The sequence below is a fragment of the Arthrobacter alpinus genome (assembly GCF_001294625.1).
Classification (GTDB): Bacteria; Actinomycetota; Actinomycetes; order Actinomycetales; family Micrococcaceae; genus Specibacter; species Specibacter alpinus_A.
The window spans coordinates 357,933-383,530 of sequence record NZ_CP012677.1; the positions used below are offsets into that span (position 1 = coordinate 357,933).

General features: G+C 62.8%; 25 protein-coding genes, 4 pseudogenes and 2 riboswitches. Of the genes and pseudogenes, 13 read left to right on the plus strand and 16 right to left on the minus strand.

Translation table 11 applies throughout. The features are described 5' to 3' along the window. Positions 1 to 21: 21 nt before the first annotated feature. Genes AOC05_RS01465 through AOC05_RS01480 form a run of 4 tightly spaced genes read right to left on the minus strand, consistent with a single transcriptional unit; the run spans position 22 to position 4,026 of the window. On the minus strand, positions 22 to 795 hold the full coding sequence (locus AOC05_RS01465) for a sulfatase-like hydrolase/transferase (protein ID WP_062005050.1): 774 nt from the start codon (positions 793 to 795) through the stop codon (positions 22 to 24). Continuing rightward, entirely contained in the window at positions 795 to 1,718 is a 924-nt protein-coding gene (locus AOC05_RS01470; protein ID WP_082357676.1) for a carbohydrate ABC transporter permease, read from the minus strand. The genes AOC05_RS01465 and AOC05_RS01470 overlap by 1 nt, the downstream gene beginning before the upstream one ends. Before the next feature lie 10 nt (positions 1,719 to 1,728). Further along, a complete protein-coding gene (locus AOC05_RS01475) occupies positions 1,729 to 2,712 on the minus strand; it encodes a carbohydrate ABC transporter permease (RefSeq protein ID WP_082357677.1) in 984 nt (327 codons plus the stop codon). After that, on the minus strand, positions 2,713 to 4,026 hold the full coding sequence (locus tag AOC05_RS01480) for an ABC transporter substrate-binding protein (RefSeq protein ID WP_062005052.1): 1,314 nt from the start codon (positions 4,024 to 4,026) through the stop codon (positions 2,713 to 2,715). A 263-nt stretch (positions 4,027 to 4,289) separates the two neighbouring features. Between AOC05_RS01480 and AOC05_RS01485 the strand changes: the two genes are divergently transcribed. Next, entirely contained in the window at positions 4,290 to 5,417 is a 1,128-nt protein-coding gene (locus AOC05_RS01485; protein WP_062005054.1) for a substrate-binding domain-containing protein, read from the plus strand. 34 nt (positions 5,418 to 5,451) lie between these two features. Beyond that, complete coding sequence (locus AOC05_RS01490; RefSeq protein WP_062005057.1) at positions 5,452 to 6,456, plus strand: Gfo/Idh/MocA family protein; 1,005 nt, start codon at positions 5,452 to 5,454, stop codon at positions 6,454 to 6,456. Between the two features lie 154 nt (positions 6,457 to 6,610). Here the strand turns inward: AOC05_RS01490 and AOC05_RS19660 are convergent, their stop codons facing one another. The 4 genes and pseudogenes from AOC05_RS19660 to AOC05_RS01505 form a co-directional block, all read right to left on the minus strand. Next, on the minus strand, positions 6,611 to 6,760 hold the full coding sequence (locus AOC05_RS19660) for a hypothetical protein (protein ID WP_197277958.1): 150 nt from the start codon (positions 6,758 to 6,760) through the stop codon (positions 6,611 to 6,613). Positions 6,761 to 6,817: 57 nt separating this feature from the next. Then, positions 6,818 to 6,991, minus strand: a pseudogene (locus AOC05_RS20665) (polysaccharide lyase beta-sandwich domain-containing protein); the annotation flags it as partial. Continuing rightward, positions 6,963 to 7,409 (minus strand): annotated as a pseudogene (locus tag AOC05_RS18675) (hyaluronate lyase); the annotation flags it as partial. The pseudogenes AOC05_RS18675 and AOC05_RS20665, both read right to left, overlap by 29 nt. A 95-nt stretch (positions 7,410 to 7,504) precedes the next feature. Further along, positions 7,505 to 8,977 (minus strand): sulfatase-like hydrolase/transferase, encoded by a 1,473-nt coding sequence (locus tag AOC05_RS01505; protein WP_062005064.1) that lies wholly within the window; start codon positions 8,975 to 8,977, stop codon positions 7,505 to 7,507. A gap of 146 nt (positions 8,978 to 9,123) precedes the next feature. Here AOC05_RS01505 and AOC05_RS01510 point away from each other — a divergent pair, with 146 nt between their 5' ends. The 3 genes from AOC05_RS01510 (at position 9,124) to AOC05_RS01520 (ending at position 11,497) form a co-directional block, all read left to right on the plus strand. After that, entirely contained in the window at positions 9,124 to 9,984 is an 861-nt protein-coding gene (locus AOC05_RS01510) for a sugar phosphate isomerase/epimerase family protein (protein WP_082358095.1), read from the plus strand. 182 nt (positions 9,985 to 10,166) lie between these two features. Further along, a complete protein-coding gene (locus tag AOC05_RS01515) occupies positions 10,167 to 10,688 on the plus strand; it encodes a TetR/AcrR family transcriptional regulator (protein ID WP_231687212.1) in 522 nt (173 codons plus the stop codon). A gap of 11 nt (positions 10,689 to 10,699) precedes the next feature. Beyond that, positions 10,700 to 11,497, plus strand: a complete 798-nt coding sequence (locus AOC05_RS01520) for a maleylpyruvate isomerase family mycothiol-dependent enzyme (protein ID WP_082357679.1) — start codon at positions 10,700 to 10,702, stop codon at positions 11,495 to 11,497. On the opposite strand, the gene AOC05_RS01525 is transcribed toward AOC05_RS01520, so the two are convergent. From AOC05_RS01525 to AOC05_RS01545, 4 genes and pseudogenes are all read right to left on the minus strand, one after another. Then, the gene (locus AOC05_RS01525; RefSeq protein ID WP_062005073.1) at positions 11,494 to 12,300 is read right to left on the minus strand and encodes a class I SAM-dependent methyltransferase; all 807 of its coding nucleotides are present in this window, start codon (positions 12,298 to 12,300) and stop codon (positions 11,494 to 11,496) included. The genes AOC05_RS01520 and AOC05_RS01525 overlap by 4 nt on opposite strands. A gap of 85 nt (positions 12,301 to 12,385) precedes the next feature. Beyond that, positions 12,386 to 13,770, minus strand: a pseudogene (locus AOC05_RS18680) (DEAD/DEAH box helicase); the annotation flags it as partial. Positions 13,771 to 13,807: 37 nt separating this feature from the next. Further along, the gene (locus AOC05_RS01540) at positions 13,808 to 14,272 is read right to left on the minus strand and encodes a helicase-associated domain-containing protein (RefSeq protein ID WP_062005079.1); all 465 of its coding nucleotides are present in this window, start codon (positions 14,270 to 14,272) and stop codon (positions 13,808 to 13,810) included. Between the two features lie 6 nt (positions 14,273 to 14,278). Beyond that, positions 14,279 to 14,668 carry a hypothetical protein gene (locus tag AOC05_RS01545; protein WP_062005081.1) on the minus strand — a complete coding sequence of 130 codons (390 nt, stop codon included), beginning with the start codon at positions 14,666 to 14,668 and terminating at the stop codon, positions 14,279 to 14,281. A 679-nt stretch (positions 14,669 to 15,347) separates the two neighbouring features. On the opposite strand from AOC05_RS01545, the gene AOC05_RS01550 reads away from it, so the two are divergent. Then, on the plus strand, positions 15,348 to 16,292 hold the full coding sequence (locus AOC05_RS01550) for an FUSC family protein (protein WP_062005084.1): 945 nt from the start codon (positions 15,348 to 15,350) through the stop codon (positions 16,290 to 16,292). Between the two features lie 336 nt (positions 16,293 to 16,628). Continuing rightward, positions 16,629 to 17,224 (plus strand): annotated as a pseudogene (locus tag AOC05_RS20670) (AAA family ATPase). 13 nt (positions 17,225 to 17,237) lie between these two features. On the opposite strand, the gene AOC05_RS01560 reads toward AOC05_RS20670, so the two are convergent. Both AOC05_RS01560 and AOC05_RS01565 read right to left on the minus strand, forming a co-directional pair. Further along, positions 17,238 to 17,468 carry a hypothetical protein gene (locus tag AOC05_RS01560; protein ID WP_062005086.1) on the minus strand — a complete coding sequence of 77 codons (231 nt, stop codon included), beginning with the start codon at positions 17,466 to 17,468 and terminating at the stop codon, positions 17,238 to 17,240. 117 nt (positions 17,469 to 17,585) lie between these two features. After that, complete coding sequence (locus AOC05_RS01565) at positions 17,586 to 17,825, minus strand: hypothetical protein (RefSeq protein ID WP_062005088.1); 240 nt, start codon at positions 17,823 to 17,825, stop codon at positions 17,586 to 17,588. 201 nt (positions 17,826 to 18,026) lie between these two features. Here AOC05_RS01565 and AOC05_RS01570 point away from each other — a divergent pair, with 201 nt between their 5' ends. The 3 genes from AOC05_RS01570 to AOC05_RS01580 all read left to right on the plus strand — a co-directional run bounded on the left by AOC05_RS01570 (position 18,027) and on the right by AOC05_RS01580 (position 19,424). Beyond that, complete coding sequence (locus tag AOC05_RS01570; protein ID WP_062005090.1) at positions 18,027 to 18,407, plus strand: cold-shock protein; 381 nt, start codon at positions 18,027 to 18,029, stop codon at positions 18,405 to 18,407. 11 nt (positions 18,408 to 18,418) lie between these two features. Continuing rightward, positions 18,419 to 18,877 (plus strand): DUF3027 domain-containing protein, encoded by a 459-nt coding sequence (locus AOC05_RS01575; protein WP_062005092.1) that lies wholly within the window; start codon positions 18,419 to 18,421, stop codon positions 18,875 to 18,877. 142 nt (positions 18,878 to 19,019) lie between these two features. Then, on the plus strand, positions 19,020 to 19,424 hold the full coding sequence (locus AOC05_RS01580; RefSeq protein ID WP_062005094.1) for a nuclear transport factor 2 family protein: 405 nt from the start codon (positions 19,020 to 19,022) through the stop codon (positions 19,422 to 19,424). A 108-nt stretch (positions 19,425 to 19,532) separates the two neighbouring features. Here the strand turns inward: AOC05_RS01580 and serC are convergent, their stop codons facing one another. Continuing rightward, a complete protein-coding gene (serC, locus tag AOC05_RS01585) occupies positions 19,533 to 20,660 on the minus strand; it encodes a phosphoserine transaminase (protein WP_062005096.1) in 1,128 nt (375 codons plus the stop codon). Between the two features lie 222 nt (positions 20,661 to 20,882). On the opposite strand from serC, the gene AOC05_RS01590 reads away from it, so the two are divergent. The 3 genes from AOC05_RS01590 (at position 20,883) to AOC05_RS01600 (ending at position 23,863) form a co-directional block, all read left to right on the plus strand. Next, positions 20,883 to 21,578, plus strand: coding sequence for a metal-dependent transcriptional regulator (locus AOC05_RS01590; protein ID WP_062005098.1), 696 nt, complete (start codon positions 20,883 to 20,885; stop codon positions 21,576 to 21,578). 140 nt (positions 21,579 to 21,718) lie between these two features. Next, positions 21,719 to 21,949: riboswitch (cyclic di-AMP (ydaO/yuaA leader) on the plus strand. Between the two features lie 2 nt (positions 21,950 to 21,951). Beyond that, positions 21,952 to 22,761, plus strand: a complete 810-nt coding sequence (locus tag AOC05_RS01595) for a M23 family metallopeptidase (RefSeq protein ID WP_269464995.1) — start codon at positions 21,952 to 21,954, stop codon at positions 22,759 to 22,761. A gap of 155 nt (positions 22,762 to 22,916) precedes the next feature. Beyond that, positions 22,917 to 23,095, plus strand: a riboswitch (cyclic di-AMP (ydaO/yuaA leader). A 3-nt stretch (positions 23,096 to 23,098) separates the two neighbouring features. Continuing rightward, a complete protein-coding gene (locus AOC05_RS01600; RefSeq protein WP_062005102.1) occupies positions 23,099 to 23,863 on the plus strand; it encodes an NlpC/P60 family protein in 765 nt (254 codons plus the stop codon). Between the two features lie 124 nt (positions 23,864 to 23,987). Here the strand turns inward: AOC05_RS01600 and AOC05_RS01605 are convergent, their stop codons facing one another. Beyond that, positions 23,988 to 25,562 (minus strand): MDR family MFS transporter, encoded by a 1,575-nt coding sequence (locus AOC05_RS01605; RefSeq protein ID WP_062005104.1) that lies wholly within the window; start codon positions 25,560 to 25,562, stop codon positions 23,988 to 23,990. Positions 25,563 to 25,598 lie beyond the last annotated feature (36 nt).

Sequence of the window (25,598 nt, forward strand, 5' to 3'; positions counted from 1 at the left end):
CAGCCCGGCGGTGGCGGCGGCTTAATACGGGGGTGCGGTGGCGGCCGCCTCACGCCCGACGTCGGAGTGCACGTCAACGTTGGGCCGGTTCAGCAACTCTGCGGCGCTCAGCGCCGCGTAGCTGCGGTCGTGGCCGGGCGGCAGCTGGTCAAAGGGCTGGTGGGGTGGATTGAAGGGCACGGCCAAGGCGAAGGTGATGACAGCGGAGCCGGGCCCGGCGGTCCGGGCCAGAAAATCCACGGCCACGTCCGTCTCGTGGGACGCGGACCACCCAGCGACGTTGACGCGTTCGTGCCGGCCGGCGTCGGAGGTCCAATAGTGCAGGGTCAGGTGGGCGTCGTTGCAGCCGGAGGAGTACCAAAAGTCGAAGCCGTGGCGGCGGTCCGGCGGTGAGTAGGCGTCCCAGTAGCGGCCGTCCGCCAGTGGCCTCGCGCCGTTGACGGCGTCGGCGGGCACCGGAGCCTCCAGATGCCACTTTCCGATATAACCGGTGTTGTAGCCTGCATCCCTCAAGACGGCAGCCCATGACGGGGCGTCGGGCCGCAGCCCCACACCCCAGGCGGCGGTTTCCGAGTTCACATTGTGGGTGACCCCGTTCGCCTCCGGGTACTGCCCGGACATCATCATGGCCCGGTGCGGGCTGCACACCGGATAGTTGCTGGCGGCGTTGGCCAAGGCGACGCCGCTGGCCACCAACGCATCCAAAATCGGGGTGGAAACAGGGTCGCTGCCCGGCTCCAGGCACATGGCCCGGAACAGGTCGGCGACAATGAACAACACGTTGGGGGCTGGCATTACTTGCCCATGCCCAGGGTCAGCCCCTCTGTCAGACGCCGGCCCAGCCATACGTAAATGATCAGCATGGGAAGGACTACGATGCACAGACCGGCGAACAGGCCGCCCCAGTCGGCGCCGGAGTAGGTCTGCTGTTGCACAAAGGAGACCAAGGCCACCGGAAGCGTGTACTTCTCGGTGGACTGGATCAGCGTCAGGGCCAGCAATGTTTCATTCCAGTGCGCCACAACCTGTAGGACGAACGCTGTCAGGATGCCGCCCTTGGCTAGGGGGAGCGTGACCTGGACGAAGGTGCGCAAGGCGGAAGCGCCGTCGAGCGCTGCCGCCTCCTCCATCTCCATGGGCAGGCTGCGGAAGAACGCCGTCAGCAAGAACACGGTGAACGGCATGGACATGGCGATGTAGACCAGGTTCAGGCCGATCAGGCTGTCCGTCAGGTTCACCTCGTTGAGCATGATGAACAGCGGGATCAAGATGACCTGTGCTGGGATGCCCAGGCCCAGGATGAAGTACAGGCTCAGCCCGTTGGTCAGCCGGCTTTCCACCCGACTCAGGTAGTACGCGGCAGGTGCGGCCACGGCCACCGTCAGGAAGGAGGAGACGCCTGTGGTGATGACGGAGTTGAACGTGGCGGTGGCGAAGTCGCTCACGGTCCAGGCCCGGACAAAGTTGGAGAAGTCGAAGGTGTTCGGCATGCCCCAAGGGTCGCTGAGGATGTTGCGGGTGTCGCGGAAGGCCTGCAGGACCATCCACGCCAGCATGGCGATGCTGATGGCGACGACCGCCCACAACAGGAAGACGCCTACGCTGCGGAGAACGTTGTTCTCGGCCCGCAGTGCCGGGCTGACGCCGCGGTAGTACTTTGTCCGGGGCTTGGCGGCCTTCTGCTCTTGCGGCACGTCGGGTTCGGTGAGGATGCTCATGGAAGGTTCCTTAGAATTCAACGGCGTCACGGCGCATGGCCCGGCGCAGCAGCACGACAAGCACCGAAACAAGGGCCAGCGAGATGATGGCCGACGCCGTGGCGGCACCGTAAGCGGGCGTGGACTGGCCGGAGAAGGCGGTGACATAGGTGTAGACGGCGGTGGTCCAGCTTTGGGTGGGCGGGATGCCGGCGCCGCTGCTGCCGCCAAAGACCCAGATGATCTCAAAGATCTTGATGGAGGAGATGGTCCACAGCACCGCGCAGGTGCCGAACACGTCCCAGGTCAGCGGCAGGATCACATAGCGCAGCCGCTGGAAGGCGGTGGCCCCGGCTAGGGCGCAGTCCTCGTAGAAGTAGGGCGGGATGCGGTCGACGCCGGCCATCAAGATGGTGGTGAAGTAACCGGTGGTGGTTGCCACCAGAGTTGCCATGATGAGCGGGAAGATGTTTTCCTGGGCCAACCAGGCCGGCGGCTCGGTGATGCCCAACGGCTTGAGCAAGGTGTTGACCATGCCGCCGGGGTTGAAGATGAACCCGGCCAGGACTCCAAATACCAGGGCGTTGATCAGGTGCGGGAAGAAGATGACGTTGCGGACAATCTTTTTCCCCGCCATGTCACGCAGGACCAGGGTCATGGCGAACGCCAGGATGAAGATCGTGGCACCTACTACAAACAGCAGCAGCAGCGTGTTGCCGAACGACTTCAGGAACAGCGGGTCCTTGAAGACCTTCACGTAGTTTTGCAGGCCCACAAACTTCATGGGGCCCGAGCCGGCCCACACGTGCAGGCTGATCCAGCCGGCGCCGATGGCTGGGACGATGAACAAGACGGTGTAGAAGAGGAAGGCGGGGCCCACGAAGGGCACCAGGAGCTTGCGGCGTTGGCGGTCTATGCTGCTGCCGCCCTGCCCCGGCTTCGACGCCTTGGCCAGAGCCTTGGGTGAAGCCGGGGCTGCGGCTGCAGCTGTGCGGCGTCCAGTGGTGGTGGACATTTAGCTGTTGTCCTTCCAGTACCCGATCTGGGCGGCCTTCATCTTGGCAACAAATTCGCTTGCGTTGATCTTGCCCAGGAAGAGTTCGTCGTTGATGGGCCAGAGGATTTTCTCCACGTAGCCGGGAGCGGTGACGCCGTCATTTTGCAGGTAGACCTCTTCGGCGCTGTCCAGGGCCTTCTTCACGGAGGCGATCTCCGGGGACGTTGCGGCATCCTGCCGGATGGGTAGCACCTTGGCGTCGGTGCCGTAGGCGTCCTGGTACTTCTTGCCCAGCATGAAGGTAGCCAGTTTCAGTGCCAGCTTCGGGTTTTCGGCCTTCTTCGGAATGGCCCAGCCGACAAAATCGGCACGGACGGACTTGGGCTGGCCGGCAACAGGCGGGAACGGGAAGGAGGAGAACTTGAAGCCCTCGGAGGCGTAGGTGCTAGTCTCGGTGGGGATCCAGGAACCGTTGAGCAGCAGTTCCGCCCCGCCGTTGGCCCACACTTGCTGCTGTGCCGGCCACTTGCTGGCGTTGTAGCCCTTGACGAGATAATCGCCCTTGGCGATCTGCTCAACGTTCTTGGCAGCATCCAAGACCGCCGGTGCATCCCATGCGGCGCCGGTCTTGTCGGCGGCAACCTTGGCGAATGCGCCTGTGCCGCTGCTACGGATCAGGGCCGTGGTGAACCACATGGAGTTGTAGCCGGCAATGTCGCCGTCGGCTGACAGAGGTACCTTGCCCTCGGCCTTGTAAGTGTCCAGGACCTTGATGAAGTCATTCCACGACGCCGGAGGTGCACTTTCCAGCTCGGGGTGCTTGGCGGCGTCGTACCAAATACCGTCGGAGCTTAGGCTGTACGGCAGCATCCACGGCTGGCCGTCCTTGTCCTTGATGTTGCTGACCTTGACATACTTGGCCGGGATTAGCTCAGAGACCTTCTTGCCGTCAATCTCGGCGGCGTAGGCATCTGTGAGCGGCAGGGCCTGGCCGGTGTCCCCCAGTACGGGAGCCAGTTTGGCGTAGGGGCCGTCAACAATGTCCGGGACGTTGTTGGTGTTCAGTGCCGGGACAAGCTTTTGGACGTTGGAACGTCCCTGCCACTGTACCTTGACGGTGGCGCCGGTTTCCTTCTCAAAGTCGGCAATGGCTCCGGCGATGACCTTTTGCTGCGGCTCGCCTTCTTTCCACATGGACCAGTACGTCAATGTACTGCTCTCTTGCTTTTCTGCTGCCTGCGGGCCGTCTGTGCCGCCGCCGCAGGCCGTCAGGGCCAGTGACGCGCCAGCCAGGACTGCCAGCGTCCGTGTGAAACGGGATTTAGTACTCATGGAAGATACCTCGTGAAGTTGTTGTGCCGTAGGTCACGACTCAGTGACATGACTCAAACAGCTTTGAAAGAGAGTAATCAAGGAGTACTTCGAAACAACTTTTCCGTATGTTCATGCGGGTGAGGGGTGAAAGCGGCCGTAGGCGCCGGAGTTCACGGTGCCTCCGAAAGAGGAATCCTTGAAGTACAGTTCAAATACACCTTTATTCATTCCTTTTACTTCTGGCAGGCTCAAGACCGAGTGGGCTACGCAGAGAGGGCACCGTGAGCAAAAAAGCAGCATCCGGGCGCATCCGCGACACCGATAACAGGGGCCTGAAATTCCAGGCCCTGGCCGACGACCTCCGTCGCGGAATCCTGGCTGGCACCTGGGCCGTCGGGGCCAAACTGCCCACGGAGGCCCAGCTGGCTGCGGAGACGGGTATGTCCCTGACCACGGTACGACGCGCCTTTGACGAGCTGGTGCAGGCAGAAATTGTGGTGCGCCGGCAAGGTGCGGGGAGCTTTGTCGCAGGCCGTCAGCCGGTCCGCCGTCGTTCCCGGTTTGCCGTGGGCGTGCTCCTGCCCGACACCCAGCTCTATTACCCCCGTGTCCTGCAGGGCATTGAAGAGACGTTGTCCGCGCAAGATGTCAGCCTGCAATTGGCTACCTACAACTACCAGCCCGAACGGGAGGACCCGAGCATCGAGTTTCTGGTCAATTCCGGCGTCGACGGGCTGATCCTGGTCCCCACCCTGGACGGGATCGCCGATCCGCAGCAGCGGGTGCGGGAGCTGGCCGCCCTGCATGTGCCGGTGGTGTTGTTGGAGCGCAGCTTGATGGATCTGGGGCCGGGGGACCGAACGGAGCATGTCTGCTCGGACCACCAGGGAGGCGCGTACGACGCCGTTTCGCACCTGTTTGCCCTGGGCCACCCCCGCGTGGCGTTGCTGACCCGGACCCAGACTCCCACCGAGCCGGCGATCGTTGCCGGCTACGAGCGGGCTGCGGCCGATCTGGGCTTTGCGCCGTTGGTGTTCCGGGCGCTGAAACAGGAGTGGGAAGCCGGGGCTGCGGAGGAGCTGCTGGGGCAAGTGCGCAGTGCCGGGGTCACGGCGGCCCTGGTGTTCGGGGACCGGGAAGCGACCCTGTTGGAGGCGGCCGCACGCCGTGCCGGGGTCCGGATCCCGGAGGACCTGGCACTTGTCTCCTACGACGACGAACTGGCGGACCTGGCCGAGGTGCCGCTGACAGCGGTTGCCCCGGCCAAGCACCGGATGGGCAGGATGGCTGCGGAGATCTTGCTGCGGCGCTTGGTGGAGGGCGACGACTGCCCCATCCACCAAGTGAGGCTGCGCCCGCGACTTGTTATCAGGGAATCTTGCGGCGCCAAAAGGCAGTCCGCGCAGTAGAAATTCAGTGCAGTAGAAACAGGAATGAGTGGAAATGCGATTGGGAATTGTTGGGGCCGGCGCTGTTGCCAGCCTGCATGCGCAAGGTGCTGCTGTCCTGGAAGGGCTGGAACTTACCGCTGTCTGCGATCTGAGAGAGGATGCCGCAGCTGCCGTGGCCGGGCCGTGGGGTGCCGCCGTCTTCACCGACTACCATGCGATGCTGGCGGCGGGGGTGGTGGACGCCGTCGTCATCAACACCCCGCACAGCCTGCACAAGGACATGGTGCTGGCCGCTGCCGCGCACGGGGTGCACGTGCTGGTGGAGAAGCCCATGGCCACCACGCTTACAGACTGCCTGCTCATGGAGGAGGCGTGCGCCCGCGCCAACGTGGTCATGGTGGTGGGGCTGATCCAACACTTCATGGCGGAGAAACTGGCACTGCAGGGGGCCCTCGCCGCGGGAAAATTGGGCCGGGTGCTCATGGTCCACGACTACCGCAGCACCGATTATCGCCCCGGCGCCCGCCCGGCCTGGTTCTTTGACAAGGCTGTTTCCGGGGGCGGGGCGTTCATCAACATTGGCGCGCACTGCCTTGACCGCAGCCTGTGGGTGGGCGGCGCCCCTGCCGTACAGATCAACGCCACCACGCTGCACCGCTTCGGGGCGCCCGTGGAAACCGACGGTTGCATGGAACTGACCCTGGCCAACGGGGTGGAGGTCCGCATCACCATCGTCTCGGACACCCCGCAACACATCGATGAAATGCTGATTGTGTGCGAGTTGGGCACTGTCACCGTGGACCCGCGCAAGGGCACGTTCATGGAGATCGACGGTGCCAGCACGCAGCTGCACGCCACCACCGACCATGACATACAGGACGCTTTCACGGCGCAGTTGGCCGATTTTTCGGCCGCAGTGGGTGGCGCTGCGCCCAGGGTGAGTGGGGACCATGCCAAGCATGTGGTGGAACTGGTCCTGACCGCATATGAGTCTGCCGAGCGTGGTGCGCCAGTGCGACTGGACGCCGTGTGTGCAGTGAGCGGGGTTCGGGGCTGATTTCACTTTCCCTCTGCGCGAAACTTGCCGCCAGTTCTGCGCATAAGCGCCCATGCGCAGAACCGGATGTGGCTTTCGCGCAAAGAAAAAGCCACTTTCGCTATGCGCACGATTGAATGTGAATGCGGCGCATCGCTAAAGTGGCTTGGCGGATTTAGCGGTGCAGCCCGATCTCCACGGTGGAGCCCAACAAGCCTGCCGTACGGATGGTCACAACAGTGTTGCCCTGGGCATCCAGTGTCAGGGTGGCCCCCGACCCGGAGGTGATGCGCCGGTACTTGGTGCCGGCGAGCGTCACGGACACGGACTCAGCACCCTGGGTGGGCTCTGACACGGCCAGCGTGCCCTGGCCCGGATTGCCGTTGAACATCACGCACGCCGCGCGGTCGGCGGAGATGGAACCGACGGTGCCAGCCTGCCAGAACAGGGCCGCAGCACCCTTGTTGCCAAATTCCACGCCTTGGCCGATGGCGTCGTTGCGCAGGATCTGCGGCGCCTTCCAGTGCCAGCAAGACTTGCCCGAGCAATGCGGCATTGTTTTCGTGGGCGGAGCCGGGTGTGGCCCAGGCCGTAGCCATCTGGGCCAGCCGCTTGTAGGTGGTGACCATCTGCGCGTCAACTGTGAGGGCGGCGTCGCTGAAGACCTGGCTGCGTCCTGGGCCGCTCACCAGCAAGGCCACCGAGGTGTTGACGGCGGTGTCGAGGCCGGACAGTGCTGCGGCGAAATCCGGGTCCCCGGCGGTGATGAGCTTGCGCCCCGTGAGCTGGTCCACCCACCGCTCCCGCAGTGCCTGAAGTTGTTCGCCGGTGGCGCTCCCGGACGCCTGTGCAAGGGGTGCGAACCCGGTGGTGAGAAGCCCGGCAAAAGTCAGGGCGCCTGCACCCTGGAGTAGGTGCCATCGAGTCAGTCCATGCGTCATTGCAGAAGTCCCTTGTTCACGGGCCGCCGGCATTCGCGCCACCAGCCCTGGCCGTACTCGCAGTCAAGGACACCCAAAGAAGAGGAATAAAGGACTACCCAGCACGATGGTCCTCAAGGGCAGGGCCCCTAAAAGCCGTCCCAGTTGGGTGCCGTGAAAGCGCCGAGCGGGTCCGGGCCGCTGGCCCCAAGCACTCCAGCAGGCAGGGGGCTGTGCTGCCCGGCCCCGGCCACCGGCAGCGAGGCGCCGTCAAACTCGGGCACACCGTGCTGCGCAAACCAGCCAGCCAGCCGCGATCTCAAGCCCGCCACGGCAGGGTGCGCAACTGCGTCGTGCATCAGGTTCATGCGCTCGCCGGGGTCCGCGGCGAGGTCATACAGCTCGTGGGGGCCGTGGGGATGGCGATGGACGTACTTGAAATCGCGCGTTCGGATCATGCGCACCGGCCCGTATTCGTCATAGACCACGACGGCGTTCCCTGCCCGTGCGTCTGCGGTCCCGCCTGCCTCTGGCGTGCTGTCGGTGCGCAGCAGCGGTGCGAAGGAGCTACCGGGGCCCGTCTCGAAGGGTGCCGGGTCCAATCCGGCCAGGTCCAGGATGGTGGCGGCGACGTCGTAGGCGGAGAGGAGTTCCTGGCGGAGTTGCCCGGCGGCGATGCGGCCCGGCCAGTGGAAGATGGCCGGGACCTTGACGGAGGAGTCGTACATGTTTTGCGGGAACGTGCCGTTGCCTTTGCCCCACACGCCGTGGTGGCCGCAATTAAAGCCGTTGTCGCTGCTGAAGATCACCAGCGTGTTCTCCGCGATGCCCAGTTTTTCCAGGTGCTCCAGGAGCCCGGCGATGGCGGCATCCATGGCACTGACCGCGGCAAAGTAGCCCACCAATGCCGCCCGCACGTCCGGTTCCCCGCCGATGGCCACACCGTCCACGGTGGGCTGCCACGGGTGGGGCTCCTCCTGCGGGCAGCTGTCAAAGGCGCAGTCCGCGTACAGGTCCTGGAATTCCTTGGGGTGCTGGCCCTTCCACGGCTTGTGCGGCGCCGTGTAGTTCACCGTCAGGAAAAACGGCTCCTTGCGGGCGGCCTCCCGGTCCAGGAACGCGTGGGCATCGTCGGTGATGATGTCCGTGAGATAGTCGGTGACTTCCTCCCGGGTGCCGTTGCGGTACATGGTGGCGCCGAGGTACGGGCTGCCGCCGCCCTCGAGGCCGTACCAGTGGACGAAGCCCTTGCGAGGAGCGTCGTTGGCGCCAAGGTGCCATTTTCCGGACAGTCCCATCCGGTAGCCGTGATCGGCCAGCGCATCGGTAAATATTTCTTGCCCGGCCAGGTAGTCGGGGGCCTGGGCGCCCACCTCGACGCCGGTCAAGTAGTCGTGCACGCCGTGGCGGGACGGGATCTGCCCCGTCATCAAGCTGGCCCGGGCGGGGGAGCAGACGGGGGAGACGCAAAAGTAGTTCTCCAGGCGGGTGCCGTCCGCTGCCAGTGCGTCCAGGGTGGGGGTGTGGATGTCCTGGTTGCCGGCGCAGCCCAGCGCCCAGGGACCCTGGTCGTCGCTGAGGATGAAGAGGATGTTGGGCTGGCGGGCCGTACTGCTGGCCATGGATGCTCCTTCGAAGACGGTAGACCTCTATAAATACCATCTTTGCAGGAGAGGAATAAAGGATAAGTGGACGAACCGCTACATTGCTGGAAAGCGGTTTCCGCACTACTGTGGAGGGACATTCGTTGACCAGGAAAGGCATGTCCATGCGCTTGGCATTTTCCACCTTGGGTTGCCCCGGAGACTCATTGGAGCAGGTCCTGGCACTTGCACACGCCACTGGCGCCACCGGCGTGGAGCTGCGGGCAGCCGACGGGGAATTCGTCCACACGGGAATGGGCGCCCAGCAGCGCCGGGCGGTTCGCAAGGAGCTCGCCGACGCCGGCGTGAGCGTGCTGGCACTAGCCAGCTATGTCCGGGTGTGCGCCCCCGCAGCCGGGGACGGCGACAACGCTGCCGGGTACGGCGTGGACGACGGCGTGCTTGCGCACTTGCTGACCGCCGTCGACCTTGCCGCAGACCTTGGGGCCGCCCATGTGCGGGTCTTTCCCGGTGCGGGTCTGGCGCCGCACCTCCCGGGGACACCCCTGAGTGATGAGCTGGCAGCCGCGGATCGACGAGGCGCGGCACGGCTGAATGTAGCGGCCGCCCGGGCCGTGGAGCGCGGGGTGGTCCTGTCCTTGGAAACCCACGACTCGCACCCCCGCGGCGCCGATATTGTGCGCATCCTTGCCCATGTGGACCCCGGCGCGCCCGTGCGGGTCATTTGGGACCTCATGCACCCGTGGCGCCACGACGAGGCTCCTGATGTGACGGCCGGGCTGCTGGCGGATTCCCTGGCGTATGCCCAGTACAAGGACGGCACACGGATCACAGGCACCAACAACGTGACGCTGTCCCTGCCAGGCCTTGGGCAGTTGCCGCTCTTGCAGATGCAGGAGTTGGTGCGTGAGATTTCCGGAGGCGATCGTGACCCGTGGGTTTCGCTCGAGTGGGAGCGCGCCTGGCACCCCGAGCTGCCGCCTCTGCGCGAGGCACTTGACTCATTGAAAGCCGTGCTGGTGTAAACCACGAAAATTATGCCTAATACCTTCTTGTTTTCCTAACGATGTTAGGCGCACACTGGGGTATGAGCACAGTGCAGTACGGGCAGGCGGCGCGGGACCGGCGTACGGTGCACCGGGCCGCCACAGTGGATTAGATCCGCACAGCGGCCCTGAGTATGATGGAGAGGGACGGCGTGGCGGGCATGTCGCTGTCCGCTGTAGCCCGCAGTGTGGGCATGAAACCGCCGTCGCTCTATGAGTACTTCCCCTCCAAGAAGGCACTCTACGACGCGCTCTTTGAACAAGGCGCCACGTCCTTGCGTGCTTCTGTTCAAACGGCCGCAAGCATCCCTCCCGCTGGCGACCCGATTGCGGCACTGAGGGCCGGCGCCGCCGCCTACGTAGAGTGGTCGCTGACCAATCAAGTGTCCGCGCAGCTGCTGATCTGGCGGCCCGTTCCTGGATTTGAGCCCTCCGATCGCGCCTATGCGCCCAGCCTTGGCTTGATGTCGGACATGCGCGAGCTTTTGGAGTTTGCCGTCGAACGGGGGCGCCTGCGCCCGGCAGCCGCAAGCAACGACGCCATACTGTTGCTCACCTGCGTGATCTCCGGCGTCGTCTCCCAACAATTGGCCAACGAACCACTGGCCGGTGCACAGTCGGGGCGGTATGCCCGGCTGCTGGACCCGGCCATGGCCATGTGGCTCAAGCACTATGCCTACTAAGCGAGAACACCATGAAGAGCGTGCAAGAATCCCCAATTTCACTTTCCACTGAGCGTCAGCGCGCAGCCGCAGGCTATGGTTCGATCATGAGCGGGATCGCGGACCTTTTGGACGGGATAGGTGAAACGGATTGGGAGCTGTCCACCGAGTGCACCGGCTGGAGCGTCCGTGACATAGCGGCCCACCTGCTGGGCGCCCAAGAGGACGGGATGAGCGTTCCCACCGCGCTGCGTCGGCGGCGAACCGGCAAACGGCGCTATCCCGGCCTTTCGCTGCTAGATGCCGCCAATCAGGTGCAAATTGACAGCCATGCCCAGAAGTCGACGCAGGATCTCGCCCTGAACTACCGGGCAAACATTCCCAAGCTCGCAAAGCGCGTGGAGAGGTTCCCTAAAGTGCTGGCGCACATTCCGGTGGACAAGACCATGGCACCAGGAAATTCGCCACTGCGGCTGGGATATCTGTACAACGTGATCTACCTGCGCGACGCATGGATGCACGGCATAGATTTGGCCCGCACCACCGGACACCCGCGCCCCGTCAGCGACATGGAGGCCATGGTGGTGGAGCAAATCATGGCCGACGCCTCAATTCAATGGGGCGCCGGACCCGGGCTGGAGGTGGAACTGACAGGCGAAATCTGCGGATCCTGGCAGCTGGGCCGCCCCGGCCGGCCTTCCCTAGCCACCGCCGTCGGGCTCGACTTATGCCGGCGCCTCTCCGGGAGGGAACCGGATACTGAGGTTTTGGCTGTCTCGGCAAGCCCGGCACAGGTGGACAAGCTGGCGCGTCTACGGATCGTGTTCTAGCCGGGCAGGTGCGCGTAAATCTCCACTGGGCCCAGGATGCCGGCCTGGAACGCGGTGCGCAGATTGCCCAACGCCGCGGCGTCAACACCCACAGGCCCGCCACGGCCCGGACCGGCATTTATGGCCCGGTCAATGAAGTCAATCCCCTCCTGCACCGTCTTGGATTCCAGGTCCACCTCGAAGCCGGCCTGGGCCAGCGCATCACTGTAAGCCAGCGGTGGCTGCACAAAAGACATCTCGGCGGTGTTGGCCCACGGCAGCGGGTAGTCCTCGGGCTCCCCGCCCAAGACCATGATGTCGTACAAGGCGATGACACCGCCGGGGCGCAGCACCCGGGAGGCCTCAGCAAAGACCTGGTCCTTGTCGCGGATGTTCATGCCCACATGAATGATCACTGCGGTGTCAAAGGAGCTGTCCTCGAGTGGCAGGGTCAGGGCGCTTCCCTGGCTGAAGGTCACGGACCCCGCCAGTCCGGAGCGCTGTGTCAGGGACCGGGAAAGTTCCACGAACTCGGGCGTCAGGTCCACGCCGTGAACCTCGACGCCGTATTCGTGGGCCAGGTGCCTGGCCACACCGCCCATCCCGGAGCCGATGTCCAGCACCCGGATCCCGGAGCCAATGCCTGCCCGTTCGGCCAGCCGTGCGGTGGCGCCCGGACCTCCAATGTGGAGCTGGTCGGCACCGTGGAGGTCTGCGGGAACAAAATGCTCGGGGTCCTTGCCCTCTCTCCGGAGCATGCCCAGCAGTTGCGCCCCCGCATCGATGCGCCCGTAATGTGCTGCCACTGACTCTTCGAAAACCATGACGCCTCCACGCAAGCTCTACAATTGCCTGTGGCACCAGATTCTACTCTTCATGCTCCCCAGTGGCGGCAGGAATATCCGCGGCATCCACGGTGTCCCGGGCCACCAGCGCGTAGAACCGGGCGCTGCGGCCATCCGCCTTCGGGCGCATCAACCTGCCCAGCCGCTGCGCCGCCTCTTGCCGGAACCCAAAGGACCCCGAGACCTGGATGGCTACCGAGGCTTCCGGGAGGTCGATGGAAAAGTTGGTCACCTTAGAAACCACCAAGGTGGGAATCAGGCCGCGGCGGAATTCGTCAAAGAGCCGCTCGCGTTCCTTGACCGGGGTGGTGCCCTTGATCAGAGGGGCGCCCACGCGCGCAGCCAACTCCTCCAGCGGGTCGATGAACTGCCCAATGGCCAGTATTTGTTCGCCGGCGTGGGCTGCCACCCAGCGCTCGGCCACCACGGACTTACTGAGCGACGAGGCACACAAACGGTACTTTTCGACGTCGTCCGCCAATGCATAAGCCAGCCGCTCATGCCGCGGCAGGTCAATGCGCGCCTCAACACAATCCGCAGGCGCAATATACCCCTGGGCCTGAATGTCCTTCCACGGCGCATCGTAGCGTTTGGGGCCGATCAGGGAGAAGACCTCCCTTTCGCGGCCGTCCTCGCGCACCAAAGTGGCGGTCAAACCGAGGCGACGGCGGTCGGCCAGATCCGCGCTCATGCGAAAGGCGGGGGCCGGGAGCAGGTGCACCTCGTCGTAGATGATCAGCCCCAGTCGTTGTCATTGAGCAAGTACAGATGCGGATACACCCCGCCGCGGCGCCCACCAGCGTTTTCCCCGTGCGGCAGGGCAAAACCACGACGCCGGAGCCGGCGGCCCAGAAGTTCACCACTGCCTGGTTTTGGAAGGGTCGCAGCGACCATGCGTTGCCGGGAGCGTCGACGTCCCCGGAATTTAGGGCTATGGCGTGCGGCCTACCGTCCACGTACGCGGCCAGGTCTTCCGCCGGCCAGCCCGCCTTGAGCAAGAGTTGCTTCAAGGTTCCACGGGCGGAAGCCTGTACGGTCACGGTTAGCTGGTCGATTCGCGGGCCCAGCAAGGGCCCGATCCTTTTCGCCCGGGATACCTCCTCCAACACGGCACGGTCGGTGCTGCGCAGAACGAGCCCGTGGACAGGGTCCTTTTCCAACCGCAAACGCCCGTAGCGGAACATGATCTCGGCAATGTCAATGAGTAAGGGGTGTGGCACCGGAAAGCGCGAATAGCTCAGCAAGGTGTCCAGAACCTGTTCGGTGTCGATCCCGGCTGCCCGCGCATTCCACAGCCCAAGCGGTGTAATCCGGTAGCTGTGCATGTGCTCCGGCGCGCTCCAGCGCGGCAAACGCGGCGATGGCGTGGCGCGCCTCCGCAGCCTGCCCGTGTCCGACCCCCAAGAGAATGGTCTTGTCGCTTTGAACGCTCAACGGTCCGTCGTTCAAGGTGATTCCTCCTTGCCGGCCATCGATTCCACGGCCATCACCTGGGCCAAACGAGAAGTTCTTTCGGCACCGCCTGCCACTTCCATGGCCCGCAGCCGCCCCTCCAGCACGCTGCTTGGCCCGCCGCCTGCCGCGCCCAGGAGCGTGGCCCCTGCTGTTCCGTGGGCCGTTGCCGGGCGGCGTTGGCTGGGGCGTTGACTGGGGCGCAATCCTGGTTCAGGTAGTGCAGGCCTGGCGGGACCGGGGTGCTAGCGTGGCGGGTCAAGAACCCCAGGATGCCGTCGGCGGTGTATCCGACCGCCAGGACCCGGTTCAAGGATGCAGCGCTGAAACGAAACACCGCAGCCATGCCCCGGCCCTCGGGGTGGGCCAGCAACGCCAGTTCAGCGGCAAGTTCGGGAAGCAAATATCCGGGCGCCACCGCTGTGAGGTCACCTCGGAGCAGAAAATGATCCACCGCTGCCGGCAGTGTGCTTTCCAGCAGCGTCAATGCCTGACCCACCGGTCCTCATGAACGGCGGTGCTGCGTCCACGAGAAATACTGCTGCACCTGATCAGGTGTGGAGGCGAACGCCTGGCCTGCGAGCTGGTGGCCTGCGGAGGCTAGGGCCTGCAAACAAGCTCGGCGCAGGGCGGCTAGGCCCGGCTGTGTAACGTCTGGCACCAAGGCACCAAGGCACCAAGGCACCAAGGCACCGTGGGCAGGGGAGTCTGCGCCAGCCCCGGCGGCAAGCCTGTCGCTCAGGAGCCAGGACTTGACAAGAAATGCCCATTGTTCGGTCCGGCCTAGCGACAGCCAGTCCTCGGCTGTGGCCGCCCAGCGGGAACCAGCGGCGCAGCGGTCCGTACTGCGGGAGATGAGTTTCGCCATGGCCACCAACTCAAGATAAAAGTACACTTGTGCTATATCTATGGCGAGTGCTGTGGTTTTCGACGCTAAATGTCGCACCCCAAACTTTGGGGATCCGTAGTAGACCGGCGGATTGTAACTTTGGTGGTTTGGTGTTGTTCATGCTGGACAGCGGTATCGGTGCGGGAGGCCTTGCCAATGTATGGTTCGGCAAGGACTTGGCTCTGTGTGGTTGTGGAACAGAGGGCACCGCTACAGACCTCGATGCCAATCCCGCCGTCGAGTTCCAACATCAAAAATAAGGGACAAGTCCGAGGCCGCAGCCGGTGAACGGGTGCCCGAGCTGGTAGATGGTTGTGCCACGTGTTCGTGGTGACCCAGTAACGGTGCAAGGATGTCAAGGCGGCCCAGGCAATGGTGAGAAAAATTCCCTGAGTATGTAGGTTGGATTCGGTTGTTGGCCTCGATGGAAACAGCGTGCCCCGACCGCATGCGACGGTGCGGACAGGCGTGACCAACAGCCTAGGCAACCTACACGCATCTTGCGGGTGTAGCAGACGCCGTGGATATTCGGGGCGATTCCTGCCATGAGGATAATGATGCTCCAGCGTGGGTGCGGGGTGACTTCCCGACGGTATCGTAGGTATTAGGCTGATCTTTTCAGCCATCCGTGCGCTGTGAGTGGGTGCTCCTGCTTCCCGCCAACCCATGCAAAGGCAATGACGCCATGGTGATTTTTAGCCGTCCCCAACCGGGGACCCTGCCGACAACGCTCAAGCTCTTAGTGGCCATCATGATTCCGTCCGTCATCGTCAGCGTGCTCGGAGGGGCCTCGGCCAGCATGGGATTCGGGCTGGCCATGGGTCTTGGGATGGCGGTTACTCCCGTCAGCAAGCCGCGCCAGGCAGCACTACTGGTGATCGTTGGTGCCGCACTTGGCGGGTTGGCTTCCTTGGCAGGTTCAACGCCCTGGGCCATCGCCGTACTCATGTTCGTCTCTGCGATCCTCTCTGCAGCAACCAACCAGCGCTCTGCCGGACTGCTCTCGCTGACTCCCGTCATGGTGATCCTCTTTGGCCCCGGCCCCATCAACCTCCCCTGGTGGTCCGCGGTGCTGTGGATTCTTGCCGGAGGGTTGGCAGGAGCCCTCATCACCCGGCTACTCAAGTTCCAGGCCCCAACACTTCCCGTTGAAAAACGCACCGCGTTGGAGCATGGCATCGCGGTAGGCCTATTGTGTGCCGCGATCATGTACTGGGCCTTGGCCAACAGCATCCCACATGGGTACTGGGTCGCGGTGACCGTCCTGATGGCCCTGCGGCCATTGGCTAATCAGCGGCGCGAGACCCTCAACGGACGCCTCATCGGCACCTTACTGGGGGCCATTATCGCCTTGCTGGCCGTGTTGTTCCTACCCGTCTGGGGCGCAGTCATAGTGGCTGTACTGTGCCTGTTCTTCATGGTTTGGTATTCCATGGGAGGTGCATACCTCATGCAAGCTTTGGCTTTGACACCGATGCTGTTGATCTTCGCCTCCCTCGGAGACATCGATCGCGGATTCGAGCTAACCTTTGAGCGAGTCATTTTCACGGTGATTGGAATCGCCGCTGCTGTCTTGGTCGCCTTGTTGCTGCGACGCTGGGAATCACGGCGCGAGGACCTCTCCGCATAGGCACACAACACCACCCCGCATTTGACTCCCTATGGTGCCGCACCCTAATCTCCGACTCAGCCGCCGTGACACAGAAACGGCACGCCGAGCACGCCGAAAAGATCTCTGCCGCAACATCAACGACCGCATTCCCTCAATCACCGAACGTGAAGAACCACGCACCACTGAACCCACACGCCGCGGGCGGTGCCTGCGCACCTATGAAGAGGATGAATGATGAACCAGACCTTCATCGTCACCAAAGAACACCGCCGCATCACTGAGTTCGCCAATGCCGTGAGGAAAGAAAAGACCATTGGAATCTGCCACGGCGAGTATAGGGAAAAGCTTTACGCCCTGGCGAACAGATCCCGAACGGTCTTCTACGCGCCAGAAGTGCTCTGCCGTCCCAAGATGCTCATGGACGAGATAAACCGATACCAGGTCAGAATCGGTGGATGCATCGACGCGCATATCCACAGGAACGACCACCCCCCCGCATAATGAACGGCATCACCGGACTGGTCGAGCTACTGATCATTGACGAAGCAGAACGACTCACAACTACAGCCCTGGAACTCCTCCGCGACGAACATGGCCGGACACACTTAGCTATAATCCTCATTGGACTGCCCGGAATAGACTAACGATTCCGTCACTACCCACAGCTCTACAGCCGTGTCGGATTTTCCCACCGATACCGCGCACTCTGTCGTGAAGAACTCCTCTTTGTCCTCGATCGACATTGGAAGCGACTGGGTCGTACGCTCGATGCCGACGACTTCACCGATGCACAAGCAATCGCAGCGATCGAACGAGTCATGCGCGGCAACTTCCGCGTACTCGAACGACACTTTCCTCAAATTGCCCGCATCCTCAAAATCAACCAACTCGAAACCATCACAGACGACATCATCGAAGCCGCCGCGAGTATCCTTGTCATCGGCAACTAACGACAGCGAACGATCACAAAAAAGCCAGCTCACCCAGCTCGGCGAGAAGGTCCGCAACGGTGAACGGAGTCGCGCCCGGGAGGGTCGAGGCGGTGGCGGCCAGGCCGTGGCAGTCGGGGGCTTGTTCATGCAGGCGCTGCAACGCCGGGAACACCTGCAGGTGCGGCAGATTTAGCAGCTCCAGGGCGGACTCGGAGCCGGCCCGGCTGGTGGCTCGGGCCGCCAGCGCGGCGAAATCCGGCACGGACGGGTCCATCAGCCCGGCCGCTCACCAGCAACTGACGCAGCCGCTGGTCGGTTCGGGCGGCAAGGTGGCCCCTCGAGAGCGCGTGGGTGGACACGAGATTTGGTTACGGCGCCACTAGAGCCTCCGGCGCCGTGCCACAGAATGCAGCACGCTGCCGCCCATCATCAAAAACGCTGCGGGCAGGGCGATCATGGCAACCCAGTTGAACCCAGGCCAGGGAGTACCGCCGGCCCATTTGCTGATCAAAACGATGATCAAGGCCACAAGCGCGATCAATGCCAAGGCCATGGCAGCGTAGTTGAAAAGCTGCCAGAAGCGGTCGCTGGCAGAGAAGGTGGAGGGATGCTGGCTCATACCATAACGCTAACAGGGGACGGGGGCGCCACAAAGCGGCGGGAAGTTTCACAAACACGCTAACCTTAGAGGTAAATGACCAGCACGCCATGTGCCTGAGAAGTACCTGCCGCCCCTTTCACAGCGCACCGGTACGGCGAGTATTGCTCGCGCAGGGCGCAGGCGTGGTTCCGCACTGATGAAACAGACGAGGTAACGCAAGTGCCGATCGGCAAAGTTAAGTGGTACGACAACGAAAAAGGCTTCGGCATTTTGACTGCCGACGACGGTCGTGAAGTTTTCCTGCGCGCCAACGCGCTGGCGGCTGACACCGGGGAAATCAAGCCCGGCATGCGCATGGAGTTCGGTGTCGCGGATGGCCGCAAGGGCGCCCAAGCCATGGCCGCAAAGATCTTGGACCGCAGCCCCTCAGTGGCCAAGGCCAAACGGATGCCCGCCCGGGACCTGGCACCCATTGTGCAGGACGTGGTGTCCTTGCTGGAACACTCCATAGGCTCACTGACCAACGGCAAATACCCGGATGGTGACGCGAGCAAGATTGCCGCCGCGTTGCGCAAGGTCGCCGACAACTTCGACGCATAACGGTGCCCACGATGACCGAACTTCCCACGGAACCTGCCACTTCAAGCGAGAAGGTGGCAGGTCTCGCGCCGCGCCCGGGCGTGCCCGTCTGGCGGGTGGGCAAGCCTGACGCTTTCCTGGCCGACGCAACCGCCACGGCACTTGCCGCCGTGCAGGAGATTGCCACCGACCAGAACATTGGCAAGCATGTGGGGGTCCGCAGCGAAGGCGTCAGATGCGTCACGCATCTCTTCGAATGCAAGCTCCCCGGCTATGTGGGATGGCAGTGGTTTGCCACCCTCACACGCCTCTCACGCTCTAAGGACGCCACCGTCAACGAGGTGGGCATGCTGCCGACCAATGATTCGGTGCTGGCCCCGCCGTGGGTCCCGTGGGCTGAGCGCGTGCGCCCCGAAGACGCCGCAGCGGTCGAGCCCGTCGAGGCCGAGTCCGACGTGGTCGAGCCCGTCGAGGCCGAGTCCGACGACTGACCTACCGCCGGCCCGGCCGCGATGAGAACCCAACGCACGAAAAAAGGCGACTCCCACAGTTGGGAGTCGCCTTTTTTCGTACGTTCGGGGAGGACGGCAGATAACAATTGACACTGGCCGCAGCCAAGAACAGTATGTGCACATGGATGAGGCTGCAGTTGACGTGGTGCGGAAATTCTACGAGTCCATTGCCGAACGTGACATGGACAAAGCGGAGGGCTGTTTCGCCGCAGATGCGCTGTGGCATTTGCCCGGCAAAAGCCCGATTTCCGGTGACCATGTTGGCTGGGCCGCGATCAGGGACGAATTTCTACTCAAGCTGGCGCCGCTTTCCGGAGGGACCTTCCGGGCGGAGCTGCTCGACGTCGCGGTGGGTGAGCGGTATGTGGTGGCCATCCAACACGCAACCGGTGCGTTTGGTGGACGAGTCTTGGACATCACCGGGTGCCAGCTCATGCGTGTTGAGGCAGGATTGATACGCGAGGTGCGGGGGCACTATTCGAACCAGGAGCTGCTCGACTCCTTCTGGGAAGAACCGGCCAACTGACGGCCATCTCTGCCGTGAATGGCCCGGGCCGGCCCGATAAGAACCCAAGCCACGAAAAAGGCGACTCCCAAAGTTGGGAGTCGCCTTTTTTGTGGCTTCGAGGGCTGCTTAGAGGTTTTCGATGACGTAGTCGATGCACTTGGTCAGTGCCGTGACGTCGTCGGGCTCAATGGCGACGAAGGTGGCGATGCGCAACTGGTTGCGGCCCAGCTTCCGGTACGGCTCGGTATCGAGAATCCCGTTGGCACGCAGCACCTTGGAAACGGCGGCGGCGTCCACGGAGTCATCAAAATCGATGGTGACGATCACGTTGGAGCGGTCCTGAGGGTCAACCACAAACGGGGTGGCGACCGGTGAGGCCTCGGCCCAGGAATACAGGCGCCCTGCGGAGTCGGCGGTGCGCTGGGAGGCGAAGTCGAGGCCGCCGCTGGCGTTGAGCCACTTGACCTGCTCGTTGAGCGTCACCAGGGTGGAGAGCGCTGGGGTGTTGTACGTCTGGTTCAGCAGCGAGTTATCGATGGCGGTCTTAAGGTTCAGGAAGTCCGGAACCCAGCGGTCGGTGGCGGCGATCCGTGCAGCCCGCTCCAGCGCGGCGGGAGAGAACAAGCCAAGCCAAAGTCCGCCATCGGAGGCAAAGTTTTTTTGAGGGGCAAAGTAATACACGTCTGCCTCACCCACGTCCACGTGGAGGCCGCCAGCTGCCGAGGTGGCGTCCACGAGCACCAGGGCGCCGTCGTCGACCCCGGCAACACGCCTGACGGGAGCGGCAACACCGGTGGACGTCTCATTCTGCGGCCAGGCGTATACATCGACCCCGGCTTCCGCAGTGGAAACGGGGCGCGTGCCCGGGGCCGACTTGATGATGGAGGACGCCTCAAGGAACGGCGCGTTGTTCGTGGCGGAGGCAAACTTGGAGCCAAACTCACCAAAGGAAAGGTGCTGGGCTTTCTTCTCCACGAGACCGAAGGAGGCTACGTCCCAAAACGCGGTGGAACCGCCAACGCCCATGATGACTTCATAGCCGTCCGGTGCCGCGAAGAAATCCGACAGGCCGCTACGCACCTCGCCCACCAGGTTTTTCACGGGTGCCTGGCGGTGCGAGGTCCCCAGTAGGGACGCACCAGCGGCGGACAAAGCTGCCATCTGCTCCGGTCGGACCTTCGATGGCCCCGCGCCAAAACGGCCGTCGACCGGGCGAAGATTGGCAGGGATGGTGAGGGGTGTGGATTCGCTCACAAATATCTCCAAAAAGTATGCGATGGAAGTTTAAGGCGCCAATGGCTGTTGTCAATTCTGCCGTAAACCCGCGAACATCGAAAACGCGGGCCGCATGCTGAAACAATCCGGCCACTTTTCCGGATTGGTAACAAGGAGGTGTTTTCATCCCTTGTATTAAGCACGGTAACGTAGGGGTAAAGTCCGCCCCGGAATCTCGCTCAACATCAGGAGGAATCTGCCGTGACAGATCTTATCGACACGACGGAAATGTATCTGCGAACCATTCTTGAGTTGGAAGAAGAGAACATTGTTGCCTTGCGTGCGCGCATCGCAGAACGTTTACATCACTCCGGCCCCACCGTCTCGCAGACCATCGGGCGGATGGAACGCGACGGCCTGGTCATTGTTTCCGGTGACCGCCATCTGGAACTCACACCGGCGGGGCGCAGCAAGGCTACCCGTGTCATGCGCAAGCACCGGCTGGCAGAGCGTCTACTCTCGGACGTCATTGGCCTGGACTGGGCCTATGTTCACGAAGAAGCATGCCGGTGGGAACACGTCATGAGCGAGCGTGTGGAACAACGTTTGTTTGACCTGTTGGGACGCCCCGAGGAATCCCCTTACGGCAACCCCATCCCCGGGTTGGAAGAACTGGGCGGGCGGGCCGCTCCCGTGTTCGCTGCCGGCCTTGTCACACTCGTCGATGCCATGGCCACCTATTCCCCGGAGCAATCAGTGACAATTCACCGTTTGTCGGAGCGGATCCAAGTGGAACCGGAGCTGTTGACCCAGCTCGATGAAGGCGGGTTGCGCCCCGGTGCCAAAATCTCCCTGGCCCAGGTGGGCGAGTACATTTCGGTCCGGGTGCCCGGAATTGACGGGGCGCTGGAGCTGCCTCCGGAAGTCGCATCCCATGTGTTCGTCTCTATGGCGTAACCCCTGAATTTTGGCGGGTAGTGGGGTGCCCGAACTGCTTCCATATGTAACGGAATTATTACGACGGGGTCTTTTACCGTATAGTAACAAGCTGGCGCTGTAACCAAAGCGTTACCACCTTCTGACACTGAGCCTTGCCTTCAGGAGATGGATTGATACACGTTCAGGCAAGGACGGGGGAACCATAAAACGGCGAACTAAACAGTTCGCCTTGGGGTGAAGCCCGGTCTCGTAACGCACAAATGCTCAAGTCGCAGGCAGTTGCTTGCGCCTGGGGCGCCCGTGTGCACAGGGCCCGGGCCGGATCAAAAGTTGCACTCTCTGATCCGAATCCGACAGCTAACTCCGCAGGTGTCCCAAAGAGAGGTATTTAGTGTCAGAGGTTAAGCAGCACGGACGCCGTCGGGCGACCGAGCCAACTAGTCACGAGCTTGTCCCGTTTGTGGGCAGCCGCCGTGACGCCCTCGCCGCCGAGCGCTCAAGCGCAAGCTCCCAGGCTGGCCTGAGCCAGTTGCTGCGGGCAGGGCTTGCCAACGGTGCCGGCCAAAAAGTAGGCATAGCACTCGCCGCAACGGGCCTGGCCCTGGCGGTGACTGTTCCCTCTGCCACTGGCATGTCCCTGGCCAGCACAGACCTTAGCTCGGCGGCCACGGCGGAAATCGTGGTTTCCGCCGGCGCAGACATTCCCATTTCCTTCACAACTCCTGCCCTTGGCAGCGTGTTGAACCAGGACGGCCAGCTGCGCGAGACGCTCAAGGTCAAGGCCTCCAACGTCACCGCCCAAGCAGCCAAAGGCACACTGTCCGCCCCGTTGAAGACTCTCGTGGAGTCCTCGCCGTTTGGTGCCCGCATCAACCCGCTCACCGGCGCGGCCGGCGAAGTGCATACGGGGCAGGACTTTGCCGTCCAGTGCTCCACAGCCGTCTTTGCCGCAGCCAGCGGCACGGTAACTTTTGCCGGATGGCACTCATACGGTGGCGGCAACAGGGTGGTCATCGATCATGGCAACGGCCTCTCCACCTCTTACAACCACCTGAGCTCCATTGGTGTCAAGGTTGGACAAAAGCTTCAGCGTGGCGACCAGGTGGCGCTCAGCGGCACCACAGGCGCCTCCACCGGCTGCCACCTGCACTTTGAGGTAATCGTCGATGACGAGACAGTCGACCCCAAGGGCTGGCTTTAATCCCTCCACACGGGGAGCCAGGTCACAACTTAGAGACCTGACCGTGACCTGAACGTGACATTGGCAAAAAACTGTTGTACCGTCGTAATCGCGCTTACTTCGAATCAAGTTGGCGCCCACGAGTAGATTGCTTAGCTCTGCCACTGCTCATGGTCCGTTCGTAACAATCGTCTGGCAGAGACGGGGGAACCAATAACGGGCTTTGTATCTTGAAGTCCTTGGGGTGAAGCCGCAAAGCATTCATGAGGAGAAGCTTCTTCAAGGGAATGCGGAGCGGCCGGGTGACTCCCATCCGAATCCGACAGCTTACCTCGCAGGCTTTGGGAGAGGATCCTTCTTGTCTTCAAACACTACCCTTGGGCGCCATCGCGCCGAGGTTGTTCGGACCAGCCCGATGTCCGCCATCGCAAAAGCCGTCAGCTCCAACGTCGGTGGTGTGGGGCGTCAAGCAGCAGTGATTGCCGCGGCATCAGGTCTCGTTCTTACATCAGGTATTGCAGCAAATGCAGCAACCCCCACCGTGGAGCGCGCCTCCGACGGTGGAACCACGCTCAGCCTGAACACGGAGCTTGCCTCCGCTGTAACGGCGGCATCCACGGTGACGATCTCCTTCGCCACTCCCGTCGTCTCCTCTACGCCCGCCCCTGTTGTTGAGGCACCCGTAGTTGCAGCTAAGAGTAATGAAGTTGTCGCAGCGCCTGCCGCGAAGACAACTGCTCCGAAGGTCACCAGTGTAGAGACTCCGGCAGTTGCCGCCCCTGTAGTCCAGAGCGGCATCGGTGCAACCATTGCAGCGGCAGCTTTGGCTCAGCTCGGTGTTGCACAGGATTGCACGGCCTTGGCCAGCAACTCCTTGGCAGCTGCAGGCATCAACTACCACGGCTGGCCGGCAGGTTACCTGTCCTTGGGTCGCACGGTTTCCGCGGCTGAAGCCCAGCCCGGAGACTTGATCTACTACGCAGATGGCGGCATGGGCCTGGCCCACATCGCTGTTTACATTGGCAACGGCCAGGCCGTACACGGTGGATGGGGTGGCGGCATGACTGCCATCTTCTCCGCAAACATCGGCTCGGGTCCCGTTTTCATTGCGATGGGTCACTAAGCAACAAATCTTTGCAAGCAAGGACCCCATCATTGATGGGGTCCTTAGCTTTTTAACGATTAAGGACGCGTCTTTCTAGAGGCTGGCCCGCGGCGAAGTTGCCGCCGAGGCGGAAGGAGCGGGCTCAACGGCCGGTTTTGTGCGCCTTGGTGCCGGAGGTATCTGCGCCCGCTGACTCAATGGTGGTGGCCAGCGGGATCTCCTTGATGAAGAACAGCAGGATCCCCGCCAACAACAGCAACGGCACCATGTAGATGAAGATCGGTGTCAGGGCGTCGTTGTAGGCGCCCACCACGATGTTCCGTACGGCAGCGGGCAGTTCTCGCACAAGCTCGGGGGTGAGGGAGTTGGATCCACCTGATCCGCTTGCGCCGGTGGCGGGCAGCCGTTCCATCAAGAGGGTGGTCAGCCGTGTTGCAAAGAGGCTGCCGACGACGGCGGCACCCAGGGATGCGCCAATCTGGCGGAAGTAGTTGCTGGAGGCGGTGGCCATGCCCACCTGGGAATTGGGGAACTGGTTCTGGACAATGAGCACCAGGATTTGCATGCTCATGCCCAAGCCGACGCCCATGATGGCAAGGTAGGCGCAAATGAGCCAGACCGGCATGGCCGCCGTCATGGACGAGAGCAGCACCAGCGCCCCGGCCACGATGAACATCCCGGTGATGGGAAGCCACTTGTACCGCCCTGTCTTGCTCACCAGCTGTCCCGAGGCGATGGAGGTGACAAGCAGTCCGGCCATCATCGGGATCATGAGCAGCCCGGCTTGGGTGGCGTTGGCGCCGGTCACCATTTGAAGGTACGTGGGCAGGTAGGCCAGCGTGCCAAACATGGCGATCCCGGTGATTAGAGCCGCCGCCGTGGTCAGGTTGAAGTTGCGATCCTTGAACAGGTGCAAGGACATGATGGGAAGATCGGCTTTGTGCTCCACCCAGATGAAGGCGCCCGCGCATGCAACGGTACCCACTCCCATGGCCAAGATGGTGGGGGAGCCCCAGCTGTACTTGGTACCGCCCCAGGTGCTGACCAGCACCAAGAGGGTGGAGGTGATGCCCAGTAGCGCCATGCCTGCCACATCCACCCGGCCTTCCGGGCGGGCGCGCTTGGGCAATTTCAGGAAGAACACCGCCGAAATGATGGCCAGGATACCCAGCGGAACGTTCATCCACAGGCCCCAACGCCAGCCAATGCCATCGGTGAACCAGCCGCCTAGCAGCGGGCCTGCCACCGAGGACAGGGCAAAGACGCCGCCCATGATGCCCATGTAACGCCCACGCTCCCTAGCGGGGACGACGTCGGCAATAATTGCCTGCGAGAGCAGCATCAAACCTCCACCACCGAGCCCCTGGACGCCACGGCCGATGATCAGCCAGGTCATGTCCTGGGCCAGGCCACCGACAATCGAGCCGAGGATGAAGACGGAGATGGCGGTAATGAAGATGCCTTTGCGGCCCATCAGGTCGCCCAGTTTTCCGTAGATGGGCAGCATGATGGTTGAGGCCAGGATGTAAATGGTGATGACCCAGAGCATCTCATCCACACCGTGCAACTGGCCCACGATGGTGGGCAGTGCCGTACTAAAGATTGTTTGGTCCAGCGAGGCAAGAAGCATGGTCACGATCAGCCCGGCGAACACCAGCAAGATGCTGCGCTTCGTGGTGACGCCGGGGTTTGGTGGTATTGCGGTTGTTATTGACATGGGAGGTCCTAGAGTGAGGATGCCGCTGAGAAGGGG

What these genes read in the sequence shown, in the direction of transcription:
- AOC05_RS01575 (WP_062005092.1), top strand. Translation starts at nt 18,419, where the DNA reads ATGACCGAACTTCCCACGGAACCTGCCACTTCAAGCGAGAAGGTGGCA.
- AOC05_RS01520 (WP_082357679.1), top strand. Translation starts at nt 10,700, where the DNA reads ATGAAGAGCGTGCAAGAATCCCCAATTTCACTTTCCACTGAGCGTCAG.
- AOC05_RS01550 (WP_062005084.1), top strand. Translation starts at nt 15,348, where the DNA reads ATGGTGATTTTTAGCCGTCCCCAACCGGGGACCCTGCCGACAACGCTC.
- AOC05_RS01475 (WP_082357677.1), bottom strand. Translation starts at nt 2,712, where the DNA reads ATGTCCACCACCACTGGACGCCGCACAGCTGCAGCCGCAGCCCCGGCT.
- AOC05_RS01505 (WP_062005064.1), bottom strand. Translation starts at nt 8,977, where the DNA reads ATGGCCAGCAGTACGGCCCGCCAGCCCAACATCCTCTTCATCCTCAGC.
- AOC05_RS01565 (WP_062005088.1), bottom strand. Translation starts at nt 17,825, where the DNA reads ATGAGCCAGCATCCCTCCACCTTCTCTGCCAGCGACCGCTTCTGGCAG.
- AOC05_RS01490 (WP_062005057.1), top strand. Translation starts at nt 5,452, where the DNA reads ATGCGATTGGGAATTGTTGGGGCCGGCGCTGTTGCCAGCCTGCATGCG.
- AOC05_RS01525 (WP_062005073.1), bottom strand. Translation starts at nt 12,300, where the DNA reads ATGGTTTTCGAAGAGTCAGTGGCAGCACATTACGGGCGCATCGATGCG.
- AOC05_RS01580 (WP_062005094.1), top strand. Translation starts at nt 19,020, where the DNA reads ATGGATGAGGCTGCAGTTGACGTGGTGCGGAAATTCTACGAGTCCATT.
- AOC05_RS01480 (WP_062005052.1), bottom strand. Translation starts at nt 4,026, where the DNA reads ATGAGTACTAAATCCCGTTTCACACGGACGCTGGCAGTCCTGGCTGGC.
- AOC05_RS01510 (WP_082358095.1), top strand. Translation starts at nt 9,124, where the DNA reads ATGCGCTTGGCATTTTCCACCTTGGGTTGCCCCGGAGACTCATTGGAG.
- AOC05_RS01515 (WP_231687212.1), top strand. Translation starts at nt 10,167, where the DNA reads ATGTCGCTGTCCGCTGTAGCCCGCAGTGTGGGCATGAAACCGCCGTCG.
- AOC05_RS01470 (WP_082357676.1), bottom strand. Translation starts at nt 1,718, where the DNA reads ATGAGCATCCTCACCGAACCCGACGTGCCGCAAGAGCAGAAGGCCGCC.
- AOC05_RS01605 (WP_062005104.1), bottom strand. Translation starts at nt 25,562, where the DNA reads ATGTCAATAACAACCGCAATACCACCAAACCCCGGCGTCACCACGAAG.
- AOC05_RS01465 (WP_062005050.1), bottom strand. Translation starts at nt 795, where the DNA reads ATGCCAGCCCCCAACGTGTTGTTCATTGTCGCCGACCTGTTCCGGGCC.